Source organism: Dyella sp. Tek66A03, assembly GCF_052567735.1.
In genome coordinates this window covers 2776056-2791050 of sequence record NZ_CP199584.1, presented here as the reverse complement: position 1 = coordinate 2791050, position 14995 = coordinate 2776056, and the positions used below count along the sequence as shown (strand labels likewise).

10 protein-coding genes and 1 tRNA gene are annotated in these 14995 nt (G+C 63.8%); 7 read left to right on the top strand and 4 right to left on the bottom strand.

The genetic code is table 11. From position 1 onward, the window contains the following. The first annotated feature begins 696 nt into the window (after positions 1-696). From fdnG to fdhE, 4 genes are read left to right on the top strand one after another with little or no spacing between them, the layout of a single operon-like run. Positions 697-3768, top strand: a complete 3072-nt coding sequence (gene fdnG, locus ACT01B_RS12235; RefSeq protein ID WP_445143533.1) for a formate dehydrogenase-N subunit alpha — start codon at positions 697-699, stop codon at positions 3766-3768. Positions 3769-3778: 10 nt separating this feature from the next. Beyond that, the gene (fdxH, locus tag ACT01B_RS12230) at positions 3779-4702 is read left to right on the top strand and encodes a formate dehydrogenase subunit beta (RefSeq protein ID WP_445143532.1); all 924 of its coding nucleotides are present in this window, start codon (positions 3779-3781) and stop codon (positions 4700-4702) included. Further along, positions 4699-5358, top strand: a complete 660-nt coding sequence (locus ACT01B_RS12225; RefSeq protein WP_445143531.1) for a formate dehydrogenase subunit gamma — start codon at positions 4699-4701, stop codon at positions 5356-5358. Before fdxH ends, ACT01B_RS12225 begins: the two co-directional genes overlap by 4 nt. Continuing rightward, entirely contained in the window at positions 5355-6284 is a 930-nt protein-coding gene (fdhE, locus tag ACT01B_RS12220) for a formate dehydrogenase accessory protein FdhE (RefSeq protein ID WP_445143530.1), read from the top strand. The genes ACT01B_RS12225 and fdhE overlap by 4 nt, the downstream gene beginning before the upstream one ends. Positions 6285-6315: 31 nt before the next feature. On the opposite strand, the gene ACT01B_RS12215 is transcribed toward fdhE, so the two are convergent. Continuing rightward, positions 6316-7368, bottom strand: coding sequence for a permease (locus ACT01B_RS12215; RefSeq protein WP_445143529.1), 1053 nt, complete (start codon positions 7366-7368; stop codon positions 6316-6318). 312 nt (positions 7369-7680) lie between these two features. Between ACT01B_RS12215 and selA the strand changes: the two genes are divergently transcribed. The 3 genes from selA to ACT01B_RS12200 all read left to right on the top strand — a co-directional run bounded on the left by selA (position 7681) and on the right by ACT01B_RS12200 (position 11139). Beyond that, on the top strand, positions 7681-9105 hold the full coding sequence (selA, locus tag ACT01B_RS12210) for an L-seryl-tRNA(Sec) selenium transferase (protein ID WP_445143528.1): 1425 nt from the start codon (positions 7681-7683) through the stop codon (positions 9103-9105). Next, a complete protein-coding gene (selB, locus tag ACT01B_RS12205) occupies positions 9102-11042 on the top strand; it encodes a selenocysteine-specific translation elongation factor (RefSeq protein ID WP_445143527.1) in 1941 nt (646 codons plus the stop codon). The genes selA and selB overlap by 4 nt, the downstream gene beginning before the upstream one ends. Position 11043: 1 nt before the next feature. After that, positions 11044-11139 (top strand) — tRNA-Sec (locus tag ACT01B_RS12200). A gap of 17 nt (positions 11140-11156) precedes the next feature. On the opposite strand, the gene selD is transcribed toward ACT01B_RS12200, so the two are convergent. The 3 genes from selD to ACT01B_RS12185 all read right to left on the bottom strand — a co-directional run bounded on the left by selD (position 11157) and on the right by ACT01B_RS12185 (position 14987). Continuing rightward, the gene (gene selD, locus ACT01B_RS12195) at positions 11157-12197 is read right to left on the bottom strand and encodes a selenide, water dikinase SelD (RefSeq protein ID WP_445143526.1); all 1041 of its coding nucleotides are present in this window, start codon (positions 12195-12197) and stop codon (positions 11157-11159) included. 177 nt (positions 12198-12374) lie between these two features. Next, entirely contained in the window at positions 12375-13133 is a 759-nt protein-coding gene (locus ACT01B_RS12190) for a 2OG-Fe dioxygenase family protein (protein WP_445147476.1), read from the bottom strand. Positions 13134-13259: 126 nt separating this feature from the next. After that, entirely contained in the window at positions 13260-14987 is a 1728-nt protein-coding gene (locus ACT01B_RS12185; protein WP_445143525.1) for a SulP family inorganic anion transporter, read from the bottom strand. Positions 14988-14995: the final 8 nt, after the last annotated feature.

The window sequence follows — 14995 nt, the reverse complement described above, 5'->3', positions numbered from 1 at the left end:
GTGTGGAAATCCAGGCAACCCGAAGTGGTCGCCCGGCCTCAGCCGTTGGCGTCCGTGCCGCGAAGCTGGTGCGAGCAGGATCCGTCTACGAAGCGGAGACTAGGCGCGGCCAACCGACGCCGGTAGCCACGTGCATCGAAACGCGGTGGTGAGCGCTTGGCACCAATGACAAAAAGTGACTGCGTCGTAGCGAGCCTCCGGGGCCACTCCCTGACATGAGCGACTGTGGCGGTAAGGATCGCGATATTTAGATCGCGATGCTGTGGTAACGAGGCCTCGCCGCAAGATCGTGACCGAATGATCCGCATAGCAGAAATTTACGGACGGAACCGCAACTCCATAGCTGATCGAAGACGAACTCAGATCGCGTCACGGGGGAGAGCAGGGTCGCCGAGACGCCTGCCTGGGAGGAGACTTCACTTTCCCGGCGCCCCCGGACAATACGCTCGGAGCCGTGAGCTAAGAGTGACGCAATGAAGAGCGGACAACGCCGTCGCGGCACCGCCGATAGACTGCGCCGAGTCGAGGACGTGTTGGCCTGAAAAGCATAAAGCGTGCCTGACCCAAGCACCAATCTATGCTACATTTTTGCGCAGGCAACGGGTTCACTCCCGTCGCTTTCAAGGAGATTTTCGAGCCACGTCCACGCCCCTCCATCGGGCGGTATGTCCAGCCAAAATCCCGGGAGCGCAAGCGATGCCACTTACTCGCCGCGAGTTCATCAAGTTCACAGGCCTGGCCCTGGCAGCCTCAAGCCTCGGCATGCTCGGCTTCGGGGAGTTGGGGGAGGCCCAAGCCGCCGCCGTGCGACCCTTCAAGCTCACCCGCGCGACCGAAACCCGCAACACCTGCACGTATTGCTCGGTCGCCTGCGGCATTCTGATCTACAGCATGGGCGACCGTGCCAAGAATGCGCGCTCAAACATCATCCACATCGAAGGTGATCCGGATCATCCGGTGAACCGCGGCACCCTGTGCCCGAAGGGCTCGGCCCTGCTCGACATTGTGCACGCGCCCACCCGCCTGAGGACGCCGCGCTATCGTCCGCCCGGTGGCACCGAGTTCAAGGAAGTCTCCTGGGACTATGCGCTGGATCGGATCGCCAGGCTGATGAAGGACGATCGCGACAAGAACTTCATCGCCAAGAACGCGGCCGGCACCACCGTCAACCGCTGGACCAGCGTCGGCATGCTGGCAGCCTCGGCGTCTTCCAGTGAAACCTCGTACCTCACCTGGAAGGCGGTTCGCTCGATGGGCATGGTGGTGTTCGACAACCAGGCGCGTGTCTGACACGGACCGACGGTGGCCAGTCTGGCCCCATCATTCGGTCGCGGTGCAATGACCAACACCTGGCAGGACATCAGGAACGCCAATGTCGTCATCGTGATGGGAGGCAATGCCGCCGAAGCGCATCCCTGCGGTTTCAAATGGGTGATCGAGGCGAAGATCGAGAACGGGGCCAAGCTCGTGGTGGTCGATCCGCGCTTTACGCGCACGGCTTCGGTAGCCGACTACTACGCGCCGATTCGCCCGGGCACCGACATTGCGTTTCTCAACGGCGTGATCCATTACCTGCTGGAGAAGGATGCCATCCAGCATGAGTACGTACGTGCGTACACCAACGCCAGCCTGATCGTGAAGGACGGCTTCACGTTCCAGGATGGCCTGTTCAGCGGCTACAACGAGGAAACCCACAGCTACGACAAGTCGACTTGGGACTATGAACTGGACAAGGACGGCTTTGCACAGTCCGACGACACCTGGCAGGACCCGCGTTGCGTCATGAACCTGCTCAAGCAGCATGTCTCCCGCTACACGCCGGAGATGGTGTCGCGCATTACCGGTACGCCGCAGGACAAGTTCCTGCATGTGTGCGAGCTGATCGCCAGCACCGCCGCACCGGACAAGGCCATGACCAGCCTGTTCGCGCTGGGTTGGACGCAGCATTCGGTGGGCGCGCAGAACATCCGCAACATGGCGATGATCCAGCTGCTGTTGGGCAACATCGGCGTGGCCGGTGGCGGCATGAATGCCTTGCGCGGGCACTCCAACATCCAGGGATTGACCGACGTCGGCCTGCTTTCCAACCAGATGCCGGGCTACATGAATCTGCCGACCGAGAAGGAAACCGACTTCGACATTTACATGTCGACTCGGCAGTTCAAGCCGTTGCGTCCTGGCCAGATCAGCTACTACCAGAACACCCGCAAGCTCTTCGTGAGCCTGATGAAGGCGCTGTATGGCGATGCCGCTACGCAGGAGAACAACTGGGCCTACGACTGGCTGCCCAAGCTCGACATACCGATGTACGACATCATCAAGGCCTTCGAGATGATGAACAACGACCAGATAACGGGCTACATCTGCCAGGGCTTCAACCCGCTGCAGGCGTTCCCGGATCGCGGCAAGATCCGCCGCGGCCTCAGCAAGCTGAAATTCCTGGTCACCATGGATCCGCTGGATACCGAGACCTCGCGTTTCTGGCAGGACTTCGGTCCGCAGAATCCGGCCAACTCCGCGGAAATCCAGACCGAAGTATTCCAGTTGCCCACCACCTGTTTCGCCGAAGAGAACGGCTCGCTGGTGAATTCGGCGCGCTGGCTGCAATGGCACTGGAAGGCCGCGGACGGACCTGGCATCGCCATGTCCGACATCTGGATCATGAGCGGCATCTTCCATCGCATGCGCGAGCTGTATCGCAAGGAAGGCGGCGCCTTCCCCGATCCGATCCTCAACCTGACCTGGAAGTACATCGACCCGATCAGCCCGGATCCGGAGGATCTGGCCAAGGAAATGAATGGCCGCGCGCTCGCCGATCTCACCGATCCAGCCACCGGCGCCGTGACCAAGGCCGGCACCTTGCTGGATGGCTTTGCGCAATTGCGCGACGACGGCACCACCTCATCCGGCTGCTGGATTTTCTCGGGCTCGTTCACCGAGAAGGGCAACCAGATGGCTCGCCGCGATGCCACCGACCCACGCGAGCAGGGTATCGCCCCGAACTGGGCGTGGGCCTGGCCGGCCAACCGGCGCATCTTGTACAACCGCGCCAGCGCCGATCCGGAAGGCAAGCCGTGGAACCCGGCCAAGCCGGTCATTTCGTGGAATGGCACGCGTTGGGTGGGCATCGATGTGCCCGACTACACGCCTACGTTGAGCCCGTCGGCGGGCGTCAGTCCGTTCATCATGAACGACGAAGGTCTGGGTCGATTGTTCGCCCGCAAGCTGATGGCGGAAGGGCCGTTCCCGGAGCACTACGAGCCGTTGGAATCGCCGGTGGAAAATCCGCTACATCCGAAGGTGCAGAACAATCCGGTGGCTCGCGTGTTTGCCAACGACCGCGCCGCCTTCGGCAGTCCGAAGAACTTCCCGTATGTGGCAACCACGTATCGCCTTACCGAGCACTTCCACTTCTGGACCAAGCATGCGCTGATCAACGCCATCCTCCAGCCGGAGGAGTTCGTCGAAATCGGCGAGGTGCTGGCCAAGGAAAAAGGTATCCAGCAGGGCGGCTGGGTGAAGGTGTCGTCCAACCGCGGCCACGTGGTGTGCAAGGCCTATGTGACCAAGCGCATCAAGCCGCTCACGGTCGATGGCAAGCCGACCCACGTGATCGGCGTGCCTATCCATTGGGGCTTCACCGGCCAGGCCAGGAAGGGCTACGGCGCCAACACGCTGACGCCGTCGGTGGGCGATGCCAACACCCAGACACCCGAGTTCAAGGCGTTCCTCGTCAACGTAGAAAAGACCAGCGCACCGGCTACCTGAGGCCATCGTCATGTCAGATCTGCAATCGCAAGACTTGGTCCGGCGTTCCGCATCGACCATGACGCCGCCCTCGGCGCGCAGCCACGTGGAGCAGGTCGCCAAGCTGATCGACGTGAGCCGCTGCATTGGCTGTAAGGCCTGCCAGGCGGCGTGCATGGAGTGGAACGACCTGCGACCGGAAATCGGCCACTTTGAAGGGTCATACGAGAATCCGAAGGACCTGGATCCAAGCGTATGGACCCTGATGAAATTCGCCGAGTACGAGAACGAGCAGGGCAACCTCGAGTGGCTGATCCGCAAGGACGGCTGCATGCACTGCGAGGATCCGGGTTGCCTGAAGGCCTGTCCGGCGCCGGGCGCGATCGTGCAGTACGCCAACGGCATCGTCGATTTCATCAGCGACAAGTGCATCGGTTGCGGCTATTGCGTCAAGGGCTGCCCGTTCGATATCCCAAGGATCAGCAAGAAGGATCATAAGGCGTACAAATGCACGTTATGTTCCGACCGCGTCGCAGTCGGGCAGGAGCCGGCCTGCGTCAAGGCATGTCCCACCGGCGCGATCATGTTCGGCTCCAAGACGGACATGACGGACTGGGCGCAGGAGCGCATCGTTGATCTGAAGTCCCGCGGCTTCGAACAAGCCGGCCTGTACGATCCGCAGGAAATCGGCGGCACCCATGTGATGTATGTGTTGCATCACGCAGACCGACCCTCGTTGTACTCGGGGCTACCTGATCATCCGCGGATCAGCCCGGTGGTCGAAGCGTGGAAGGGCATCCTCAAGCCGCTGGCCCTGATCGGCATCGTGCTCGCGGCTGCCACCGGCTTCTTCCACTCGATCATCCAAGGCCCGAACGAAGTCACCGACGAAGACGAGGCCGAAGGCGAGCGCGTCCTGCGCGAATCGGAAACGGAAACGGAGGAGACGCCATGAGTCGGCCGAAGGTCGTCATCGTCCGTTATTCCAGGGTGAACCGGGTCAACCACTGGATTACCGCCATCTGCTTTGTGCTGCTTACACTGTCTGGTCTGGCGATGTTTCACCCGATGCTGTTCTTCCTGTCCGGCCTGTTCGGTGGCGGGCAATGGATGCGCGCGGCACACCCATGGATCGGCTGCGTGCTGCTGATCAGTTACCTCGCCATGATCGTGCAGTTCTGGCGCGAAAACCTGGTGCACAAGAACGACATCGAGTGGCTGAAAGCGGGTCGATTTGTCTTGGCTAACGACGAGGAGCACGCACCGCCGGCCGGTCGCAACAACGCTGGCCAAAAGCTGGTGTTCTGGTCGATGACGCTGTTGATTCCCGTGCTGTTCTTTACCGGCATGCTGATCTGGGAAGTGTATTTCGGCGAGGCCACGTCCATCCCGGTGCAGCGCGCGGCGGTGCTGATCCATAGCCTGGCGGCGATCGCGGCGATTCTTGTGTGGATCGCCCATGTCTACGCGGCGATCTGGGTGCGCGACTCAGTGCGCGCCATGACCCAGGGCTACGTGACGCCGGGATGGGCCTGGCGCCATCACCGCAAATGGCTGTGGGAGCTGGCGTCCGGCCAGCATGGCAAGTCGACCGAAAGGAAGCGTCCGTGAAGCAAGCCGAAGCACCACCCGACGCCAAGTGGAGCGGACCGGCCAACCCCGGCGTCAAATCCCCCGATCCGATCCTGATCGCCGATCCGGCCAAACGCTTCGCCGCTACCGCGCAACGATTGGAACAACTCGCCGCCGGGCATCCGATGGATGCCTGGCTGCGCTTCATGGCCCGACTGGCCCAGGCTCAGCATGTCGTGGCAACGACGCTTGCTCCCGCTGTGGGACTCAACCCGACTGTGGTGGCCCAGGCCGTTGAGGCGCGGCTGCCGCCGCTGGCAGCGGATGGTCATCGTCGCGAAGCGATCTGGCGCGACGGACTGGCCATGCTGCTCGAGCGCATCGACAGCGGCGGGTTGCCGGCCGCCGCGCTGGAGGCCATGGATCAACTGCGGCGCAGCGACGCTGCAACGTTGGAGGAACTCGCTGACGATTTCCTCCGAGGCGAGTTGATCGCCACGGATGCGGGTGTCGCCGTCTATGTCGCCGCGGCGCTGCAGGTCTATTTCACCTGCTCAGCGGCGCGCCTCAAGGCCGGGGACTTACGCCTGCTCGAAGAGCGCTCACTGTGTCCCTGCTGCGGCTCGCCTTCCGTATCCAGCCTGATCACGGCCACCGGTGTGATACCCGGCACGCGCTACCTGTATTGCTCGCTGTGCTCTACCGCGTGGAACCACGTGCGCGCCGTGTGCATCACCTGCGGCGGTACCCGTCATCTCTTGCTGCAGGGCATCGAGGGCGACCCTGGCGTGGTCAAGGCTGAGACCTGCGGCGACTGCCACACTTACCTCAAACTGCTCTACCAGCAGCAGGATATGCAGACCGATCCGTACGCGGACGATCTTGCTACGCTGGGCCTGGACATCATGGTTGCCGAGGAGGGCTTCGCCCGGCACGCACCCAACCCGCTACTGCTGATCGGATAGCGCAGCGGGTCACGCTCGAGCGATGGTGCCTTCAGCGCATTCCCAACAGCGTCGCCAGCGCTCCGCCAAGGAGTCCGCAGCCGAAGACCGCCGTGGCCATCACCACCAGCGTCCGCACGGGAAACGAGCGCCCAAGCATCGCCAGTGACGGCAGGCTGACCGGGGGCAGGGTCATCAGCAAGGCGGCGGCAGGGCCGCCGCCCATGCCCAGGGCCAGCATCGCCTGCACGATCGGCACCTCGCCAGCCGTCGGTATCACGAACAGCATCCCGGCCAACGCAAAGCCTGCGATCCAGAACCATTCATTGCCGATCGCCGGTCCGATATGCGGAAACATCCAGGCGCGTATCGCCCCCAGCAGCAGCACGATCACCACGTATTCGGGAATCAGCCGTATCGACATGCGCGCGAAGATCCGCGCCCAGCGCTTGCCTACCTCGGCCGCTGAGCGCGGCTCGGGCTCCATCGGCGGCGACTCGGTCGCCACCGTCGGGCCTGGTTCTGCCATCCGGTTGGCCAGGTAGCCCAAGCCGAACACCATCGGCACTCCCAGCAGCATGCGCAGCACGGTCCAGTGCCAACCGAGCACGAAGCCGGTAAAGACCAGGGTGGCCGGATTGAGCACGGTGTTGCCAAGCCAGAACGCCATCGCCGCTCCGGGCGCCGCCTGGTGTTTGCGCAAGCCCACCACCACCGGCGCCGCGCAGCACGTACACATCATGCCCGGCACCGCCAGCAGGCCGCCGGCCAGTACGCCACCGAAACCGCGACTGCCCAGCACCCGTTGCACCCAGTTCACCGGCAGCAAGGCCTGGATGCCCGACCCCAGCAATAACCCCAGCAGCATCGCCTGCCAGATCGCCTTGCCGTAGGCCAGCGCATAGCCGAGTGCCGCACTCCAGGACGGCGCCGGCGCAGCCGCCGCGTCACCCATCAAGATCGAATGACCGATGGAGTGGTTGGCCGCGGCGACGAAGGCGCGTCCGTAATACGGATACCACTTCACATAGAACAAGCCGGCGACCGCCAGCAGAAGGAATACTGACAAGCGCACCGTGCGTGCTCTTTGTAGGGCGACGGCCATCGATCTCCCCTTGAACGGTATGGGACATCACGGCCCTACAGGGCACGACATTGCCGACCGTATGCCGCAGGCCAGTTGCGCTGCGGAGGGGCAAAACTTTCGAGCGGTGCGAGTGCGGGCGCAGCGCCGAGCATGCTATGCCAAGGCCGTGTGATGCTGATGTGCACGCGAAAACCCATGGCAAGTCGGCATTCGGTACGCCCGTTCGCCTTGACCCGGCATCAGTCCGCACCCCAGCATAGGGGCTACCGAGTCTTCGTCGCCGCGCGCTCGCATCCGCACTTGGGTGTCGGCGATGTCACTGGATGAGCCATGACCAAGCCCGAGGTCACCTCCCTGCGCCGCCTTCCTGCGGTTGCCACCGTGTTGGCGACGGCCGAAGCGGCATGGCTGCAGGAACGCCACGGGCGTGTCCCCACCACCGAGGCGATTCGCCAGGCCCTCGACGAAGCGCGCGAGGCCTTGCGCGCTGCCCCCGCCGCGGCGCCCAGCGCCATCGAACTGGCGCTGCGAGCGCAGAGTCTGCTGGAAGCACACCCACCGGGTCTGCGCCCGCTGTTCAATCTCACCGGCGTCGTGCTGCACACCAATCTCGGTCGCGCGGTGCTGGCCGAAGCGGCGGTCGATGCGGCCGTGGCAGCGATGCGCCACGCGGTGGCTCTTGAATACGATCTGGACGGCGGCGCGCGCGGAGAACGCGACGATCACCTGCGCTCTCTGCTTTGCGAATTGAGCGGTGCGGAAGACGCCACCGTGGTGAACAACAACGCCGCAGCCGTGTTGCTTTGCCTCAATACGTTCGCGCTCGGGCGCGAGGCGGTGGTGTCGCGCGGCGAGCTGATCGAGATCGGCGGCGCCTTCCGCATGCCCGACATCATGGCGCGGGCCGGGGTACGCATGGTCGAAGTAGGCACCACCAACCGAACCCATGCCACCGATTACCGGGATGCGCTCAATCAAAGCACCGGTCTCGTGCTCAAGGTGCATACCTCGAACTACCGTATCCAGGGTTTCACCGCGGACGTCGGCGCGCGTGAGCTGGCCGCGATCGCCGATGCCGCCGGCGTGCCGCTATTGAACGATCTGGGCTCAGGCAGCCTCGTCGATCTGTCCCGCTACGGGCTCGCCAGGGAACCCACCGTGCGTGAAGCCGTGGCCGAGGGCGCACGGCTGGTCACGTTTTCGGGCGACAAGCTGCTGGGCGGCCCGCAGGCCGGCTTCGTCGTCGGGGACCGCGCGCTGATCCAGCAGATCAATCGCAATCCACTGAAGCGCGCGCTGCGCGTGGACAAGCTTCGCCTGGCGGCGATCGAGGCCACGTTAAAGCTGTACCGTGATCCTGATCGTCTTGCCGAAAGGTTGCCCACCTTGCGCTTCCTGGTCCGGGGCAGGGCTGAGATCGAAGCTCAGGCGCAGCGCCTGCAGCCGACCGTGGCCGGGCGGCTCGGCGCATCCTTTGCGGTTGAAGTCGGTGAGTGCCTCAGCCAGGTCGGCTCCGGCGCGTTGCCACTGGATACCCTCGTCAGCGCCGCGCTGCTGATCCGCGCGCGCGGTAGCCAGAGCGGGCTGGAGCGGCTGGCCGCGGCGCTGCGCAGATTGCCGCGTCCGATCATCGGCCGGGTTGCCGATGGCGCCCTGTACCTGGATATGCGTTGCTTGGCCGAGGCAGATGAAGCGCTGTTTCTGGCGGCCCTGGCCGGGCTCGACACCAACGACCTGGCCGCGCACGCACCATGATCGTCGGCACCGCCGGCCATATCGACCATGGCAAGACGGCACTGGTCAGGGCCTTGACCGGCGTCGACGGCGATCGGTTGAAAGAGGAAAAAGCCCGCGGCATCACCATCGATCTGGGCTTCGCCTACTTGCCGTTGCAAGACGGCCTCATCCTCGGCTTCATCGACGTGCCCGGTCATGAGCGTTTTGTGCACACCATGGTCGCCGGCGCCAGCGGCATCGACATCGCCCTGCTGGTGGTGGCGGCGGACGACGGGGTGATGCCGCAGACCCTGGAGCACCTGGCGATCCTGGATCTGCTGCAGATCGGGCGTGGCCTGATCGCACTCACCAAGGCCGACCTGGCGACGCCAGAACGGCTGCTCGACGTGAGCGCGCAGATACGCGAAGCGATCGCCGGCACGACGCTCGAGGGCGTGGATATCCTGCCGGTCTCCTCGGCCACCGGTCAGGGCATCGAGGCCCTGCGCGAACGACTCGCCGCCGAAGCGCGCAGGCTGGGTGAGCGCGCCGACGACGGTCGCTTCCGACTTGCGGTCGATCGCGTCTTCATCCTGGCCGGGATCGGCGTGGTGGTGACCGGCACCGTGTTGTCCGGTGCGGTGTGCGTCAAGGATCAGGTCCTGCTCAGCCCCTCGGGACTGAGTGCGCGCGTGCGCTCGCTACATGCACAGAACCGTGAGGTAACACAGGGCAGGGCAGGCGACCGTTGCGCGTTGAACCTTGCCGGCGAAGGCATGGCCAAGGATGCGATCCATCGCGGCGACATGGTCGTCGATCCCTTCCTGCACGCGCCAACCGACCGGATCGACGCGCGCCTGCATCTCGTGCCGGGCGAATCGAGGCCGATCGGTCAATGGTTTCCGGCGCGACTGCACCATGCTGCCGCCGAGGTCGGCGCGCGCATCGTCTTGCTCGAAGGCGAGCAACTGTTGCCTGGCCGAACGGCTGACGTGCAACTGGTGCTCAGTCGGCCGATCGCGGCGTCGGCGCTTGACCGTTTCGTGCTGCGCGATGTCTCCGCCCAACGCACGATCGGCGGCGGTCAGTTGCTCGACTTGCGCGCGCCTTCGCGCCAACGCCGTACCGCCGAGCGGGTGGCCCAGCGCGTTGCGCTGAGCATCGTCGACCCACTGAAAGCATTTGCCGCCTTGCTCGATGCGCCGCCGTTCGCGTGGGATCTTTCGGCCTTCGCGCGGGATCGCGCACTGTCCGCGGCCAAGCTTGACGACATCGTTGCCGCTCTCTCCCCGGTGGTCTTCCCCATCGGCGAGGAACGCATCGCGGTCAGCCAGGCACATTGGCAACGCTTCGCCGCTGATCTGGCGGATCGCCTCCAGGCCTTTCATGCGGCTAACCCAGACTTGCAAGGCATGGGTCGGGAGAAACTGCGGCTCGCCTTGCAACCCAGGCTGCCCGCAGCCGCTTTCGCGCTGGCCCTGCAACATGCGGATCTTGCTGGCCGGGTCGTCCGCGACGGTGCCTTCGTACGTTTGCCCAGCCACTCCCTGCAGTTGAGCCCGCAACGCGAGGCGTTATGGCGGGCGATCGCCCCGCTGCTTGGCGACGATCTCCGCTTCCGCCCGCCGCGTGTGCGCGATATCGCCGGCACGCTTGCGCGTCCGGAGCAGGACATTCGACAGTTGATGAAATTCGCGGCGCGACTGGGTCTGGTCGATGAGGTAGCGCACGATCATTTCTTTCTGCGTGCGACCATGCACGAGATGGTGCTGATCGCCGCCGACATCGCCGCACAGGCGGCCGATGGCCGCTTCACGGCCGCGCAATTCCGCGACCGCATCGAAAGCGGTCGAAAAGTCGCGATCCAGATACTAGAATTTTTCGATCGGCAAGGCGTCACGCTCAATCACGGCACCTTGCGCAGGATGCAGGCACGCTATCTTGACCTGTTCGGGCCTGGTCCGTCGTTGCCTTAAGGGAAGAGAATCGTCTCCGGTGGGACGTCCGGACTTCAAATCCGGGTGAGGCAGCCAGACTGTCTCGGGTGGGTTCGACTCCCACTCTCTTCCGCCACTTTACTGGCGGCTTGGTCACACCACCTCGATGCCCGGCGTGCCCGCCGCCGCTACTCCGATGATGCTTGCGCGTGGATAGCCGGCGGCCTCGATCATGGTCCGGATGGCTTCGGCTCGCTCGGCCTTGCACGCCACCAACAGGCCGCCCGAGGTTTGCGGATCGGTCAACAGGGCGCGACGCCATGCCGGCAGGTCCGGCGGCAGGGTGACGCGCTCGCCGTAACTGTTCCAGTTTCGCTCGGAGGCGCCCGTCACGTAGCCAGCTTCGGCCAAAGCCTCAGCCTCGGCAAAAAAAGGAATGCGCGCCTGTTCAATCCTGAGTCGCACGCCACTGGCGACAGCCATTTCCAGGCCGTGCCCCAACAAGCCGAAACCGGTGATGTCGGTGATCGCGTGGACGTCCACATCCTCGGCCAATTCGTGGCCGATGCGGTTGAGCAGGGTGGTCGAGGCAAGCATTTCCGCGTACGCAGGGGCCGCCAGGACTTGCTTCTTGAATGCTGCCGAATAGATGCCGACACCGATGCCCTTGGTCACGATCAGCGCGTCGCCCGATCGTGCAGTGGAGTTGCGGCGCACGTTGGCGGGCGCACACAACCCGATCACGGCGAGGCCATAGATCGGCTCCGCCGAATCGATCGAGTGGCCGCCGGCAATGGGAATTCCCGCCTGCGCGCAAATTGCTTCGCCGCCGGCGAGAATCGCACGCACTGTCTCCACGTCGATCTTGTTCAGCGGCATGCCCAGGATGGCCAGGGCCATGATCGGTTTGCCGCCCATCGCGTACACGTCGGATAGCGCGTTGGCCGCGGCGATGCAGCCGAAATCATAAGGATCGTCGACCACCGGCATGAAGAAATCGGTCGTGGCGATGACGCAAGTGCGCTCATCAACCTGCCACACCGCCGCATCGTCGCTGGACTCGGTACCCACCAGGAGTTGCGCAAACGCCATCGTTGCGGGCTTGTTGGCGAGCAGTTGCCGCAGCACGGCCGGCGCAAGCTTGCAGCCACAGCCACCACCATGAGCGAGGTCGGTCAAACGAACGGAGGTCATGGGGATCCTTCGGAAGGTCCGATAGCGCGACGTCCACGTTCCGCGCAGCATAGCGAATTGGACCGCCCCTGCGTGTTCTTGGCCCGGTGGCCATCGGCCATGCCAACAGGCGCATCGCCCGTCGCGGTCTTCACGTCGTCTACCATGATCTCGAAGACTCGACGCGGTCAGCGGCAATCAGGCGGAGTTCGCCGGCTGAGCAGGCGGTGATGCCCGGAAGGTCACCACCAGCACATCACGAAACGCAGGTTCATCGGCGACGAGCGGCGTCACCGGAGTCACCCCATGGAAGACCCTGGGGTCGTGAATCAGCGCCGCATCCAAGGCATGTGCAAGGGTGAATTCCCCTAGCAGCCGCCCGTCCGGCGCATGGATGGTCGTCGTGCCGCTCGCGATGTTGTGGCGATTCACCAATAGCACCAGGACGTAGTCAACGCCGTCACGATGACTGCCTTCCGGCGTCGGCTCGCCAGCGGCGCCCGCGGTGGCTTCGATGCGGAATTGATGGACCTCGATATGCCAGCGAGGCGTAGCAGAGGCCAGCGACCCAAACAACGCGTGGCAGAAGGTGAGGATGGTGCGCAAGGTGGAGCTAGCCACGACGGCGGCGGAAATCGGCTCGAACCATCGCTGGATATCGCCTTGCAGCGCGTTGTATTGCAGCGCCTGAAAGTGCGCCTGGTGAGGTTCCAGCACCACGGGGCCCTTTGCCACGGCGGAAAACGTCGCGTGGCGCCTGCGCCGAAAGCGCCCCTTTGCCGCCAAATACGGATCGGGCGCCAGGCTGTTCCAGCTATCCGCGAACGCGGCCCAATCAGACAGATCCCCGAGCGACTCCAGCAGTGGACGCATGCCGTCGCCTGCGGCAAAAGCGAATCCATCGCGTGTCACTGCATTCAGCAGCGTCGAAACGGGCAAGTCAGCGTGATCGAGCATGCTTCCATAGTAGGCGATCTGCGAAGTTCGCTCCAAGAACCTCGCGTCGTCTGCAGGTCATTCCATCGTCCTCGCTGGGCGGGTATGGGTTTGCATTGGTCCAGGCACCAGCTGATCCCGACACCATCATGGTTCCCTGAGATAGTCATCGATCGCGCTGCCCAACGTAGGATGAAAGCTCTGATCTCCGATGACATCCGTCAACTCGAAGCGTTTGAGTTTGTCGCGAACGGGATCCTTCATCTCGGCAAAATGCAGGGCGATTCCGCGCTCCCTCAGGATTCGGCTCAGATCCCGCAGCATGTCAGCGGAGGTGACGTCGACGCTGGTGACGGGTTCGGCCGCGACGACGACCCTTGTAACGGGCGTTGGCGATTGCTCGACGGCTTCCAGTAGACGGTCCTGGAACAGTTCGGCATTGGCAAAGAACAGCGGGGCATCCCAGCGAAAGAGCAGCAGCCCCGGGATCTGCGCGGCGTGCGGATAGCGCTTGATATCGTGATATCCGCGCAGGCCTTCCACACGACCCAGAACGGCGTAATGCGGTCGCCAGCCATCCCAGAGGAATTCGACGATCGCGATCACCACCGCCAGGCCGATACCCGGTATGGCGCCGAATACCGCGACGCCGGCAAAGCATGCCAGTGAAAGCCAGAACTCCCATTGCTGGATACGGTAGATACGCTTGAGGTCGGCAAATTCAAACAATCCAAACGCCGCCGCGATGACCACCGCTGCCAGCGCACTGTTGGGCAGGTAGCGCATCAGATTCGGTGCCGCCAACAGCAGCACGGCCACGGCCAGCGCCCCGACGACGCCGGTCAACTGCGTCCGTGCCCCCGCCGCTTCGGCCACCGGAGTGCGCGACGAACTGCTGCTGATCGGAAAGCCCTGAAAGAAACCCGCCACGAGATTCGTCGCCCCCAGGCCCACCATCTCCTGGTTAGGATCGACGCGGCTATGGAACCGCGCCGCAAAGGTTCGCGACAGCACACTGGTATCCGCGAATGAAATCAGCGCGACCGCACAGCCGCCGATAAGGATCTGCAGTAAATCGGCGCCACTTGCCCACGGGATCGCAAACGTCGGCAAGCCATGAGGAATCGTGCCGAGTACTTTCACGCCGACCCGGTCGAGGTTGAAAACCGTGACGCATAAGGTCGCCACGACAACGGCAATGAGGATGCTTGGCAGTCCCTTGAAGCGCTTGAGGGACAGAATAATCAGGAGACTCACCGCGCCCACCGCAAAGCTATACCAGTTGGTTTGTCCCGCAGCGATTGCCTTCCCCAGATTCAAAAGATCCCTTAGCGGTCCTTGACTATCGATCGACACCCCGAACAGCTTCGGCAACTGGCTGATCAAAACGGTGAGTGCGATGCCATTCATGTAGCCGTAGCGAATCGGCTTGGACAGCAGTTCGGTAATGAAGCCCAGGCGCAGCAGTCCCAGCACGATGCAGAACAGGCCGGAGACGACCGCCATCATGCTGGCGACGGCGATGGCACGCGATGGATCGCCGGCGGCGATGGGCGCGACAATGGCAAGGATCGGCGCCGCGAGGGAGGAGTCCGGGCCAAGCACCAGGATTCGGCTGGGACCAAACACGGCGTATACAAGCAATGGAATGATGGTGGCGTAGAGCCCGTAGACACCAGGGACGCCAGAGGCCTCGGCGTAGGCAATGCCCACGGGCACCAGCATGGTCGTCAGGACCAGTCCGGCGGCGATGTCCTTTGGCAGCCAGGCAGCCTGATACTCTTTGAGCATCACCAGGCCGGGCAGCCAGCGCCACCACCCTGGCGCCGCGTCCACAGCCCGCCCGGCGCGGGAAATCGGCGTGTCGGATGGCATGAGTCGAT

Excerpts from the sequence above, each read along its gene's own strand:
- fdxH (WP_445143532.1), top strand. The coding sequence starts at position 3,779 with ATGTCAGATCTGCAATCGCAAGACTTGGTCCGGCGTTCCGCATCGACC.
- ACT01B_RS12190 (WP_445147476.1), bottom strand. The coding sequence starts at position 13,133 with ATGCTCGATCACGCTGACTTGCCCGTTTCGACGCTGCTGAATGCAGTG.
- ACT01B_RS12225 (WP_445143531.1), top strand. The coding sequence starts at position 4,699 with ATGAGTCGGCCGAAGGTCGTCATCGTCCGTTATTCCAGGGTGAACCGG.
- ACT01B_RS12215 (WP_445143529.1), bottom strand. The coding sequence starts at position 7,368 with ATGGCCGTCGCCCTACAAAGAGCACGCACGGTGCGCTTGTCAGTATTC.
- selD (WP_445143526.1), bottom strand. The coding sequence starts at position 12,197 with ATGACCTCCGTTCGTTTGACCGACCTCGCTCATGGTGGTGGCTGTGGC.
- selA (WP_445143528.1), top strand. The coding sequence starts at position 7,681 with ATGACCAAGCCCGAGGTCACCTCCCTGCGCCGCCTTCCTGCGGTTGCC.
- selB (WP_445143527.1), top strand. The coding sequence starts at position 9,102 with ATGATCGTCGGCACCGCCGGCCATATCGACCATGGCAAGACGGCACTG.
- ACT01B_RS12185 (WP_445143525.1), bottom strand. The coding sequence starts at position 14,987 with ATGCCATCCGACACGCCGATTTCCCGCGCCGGGCGGGCTGTGGACGCG.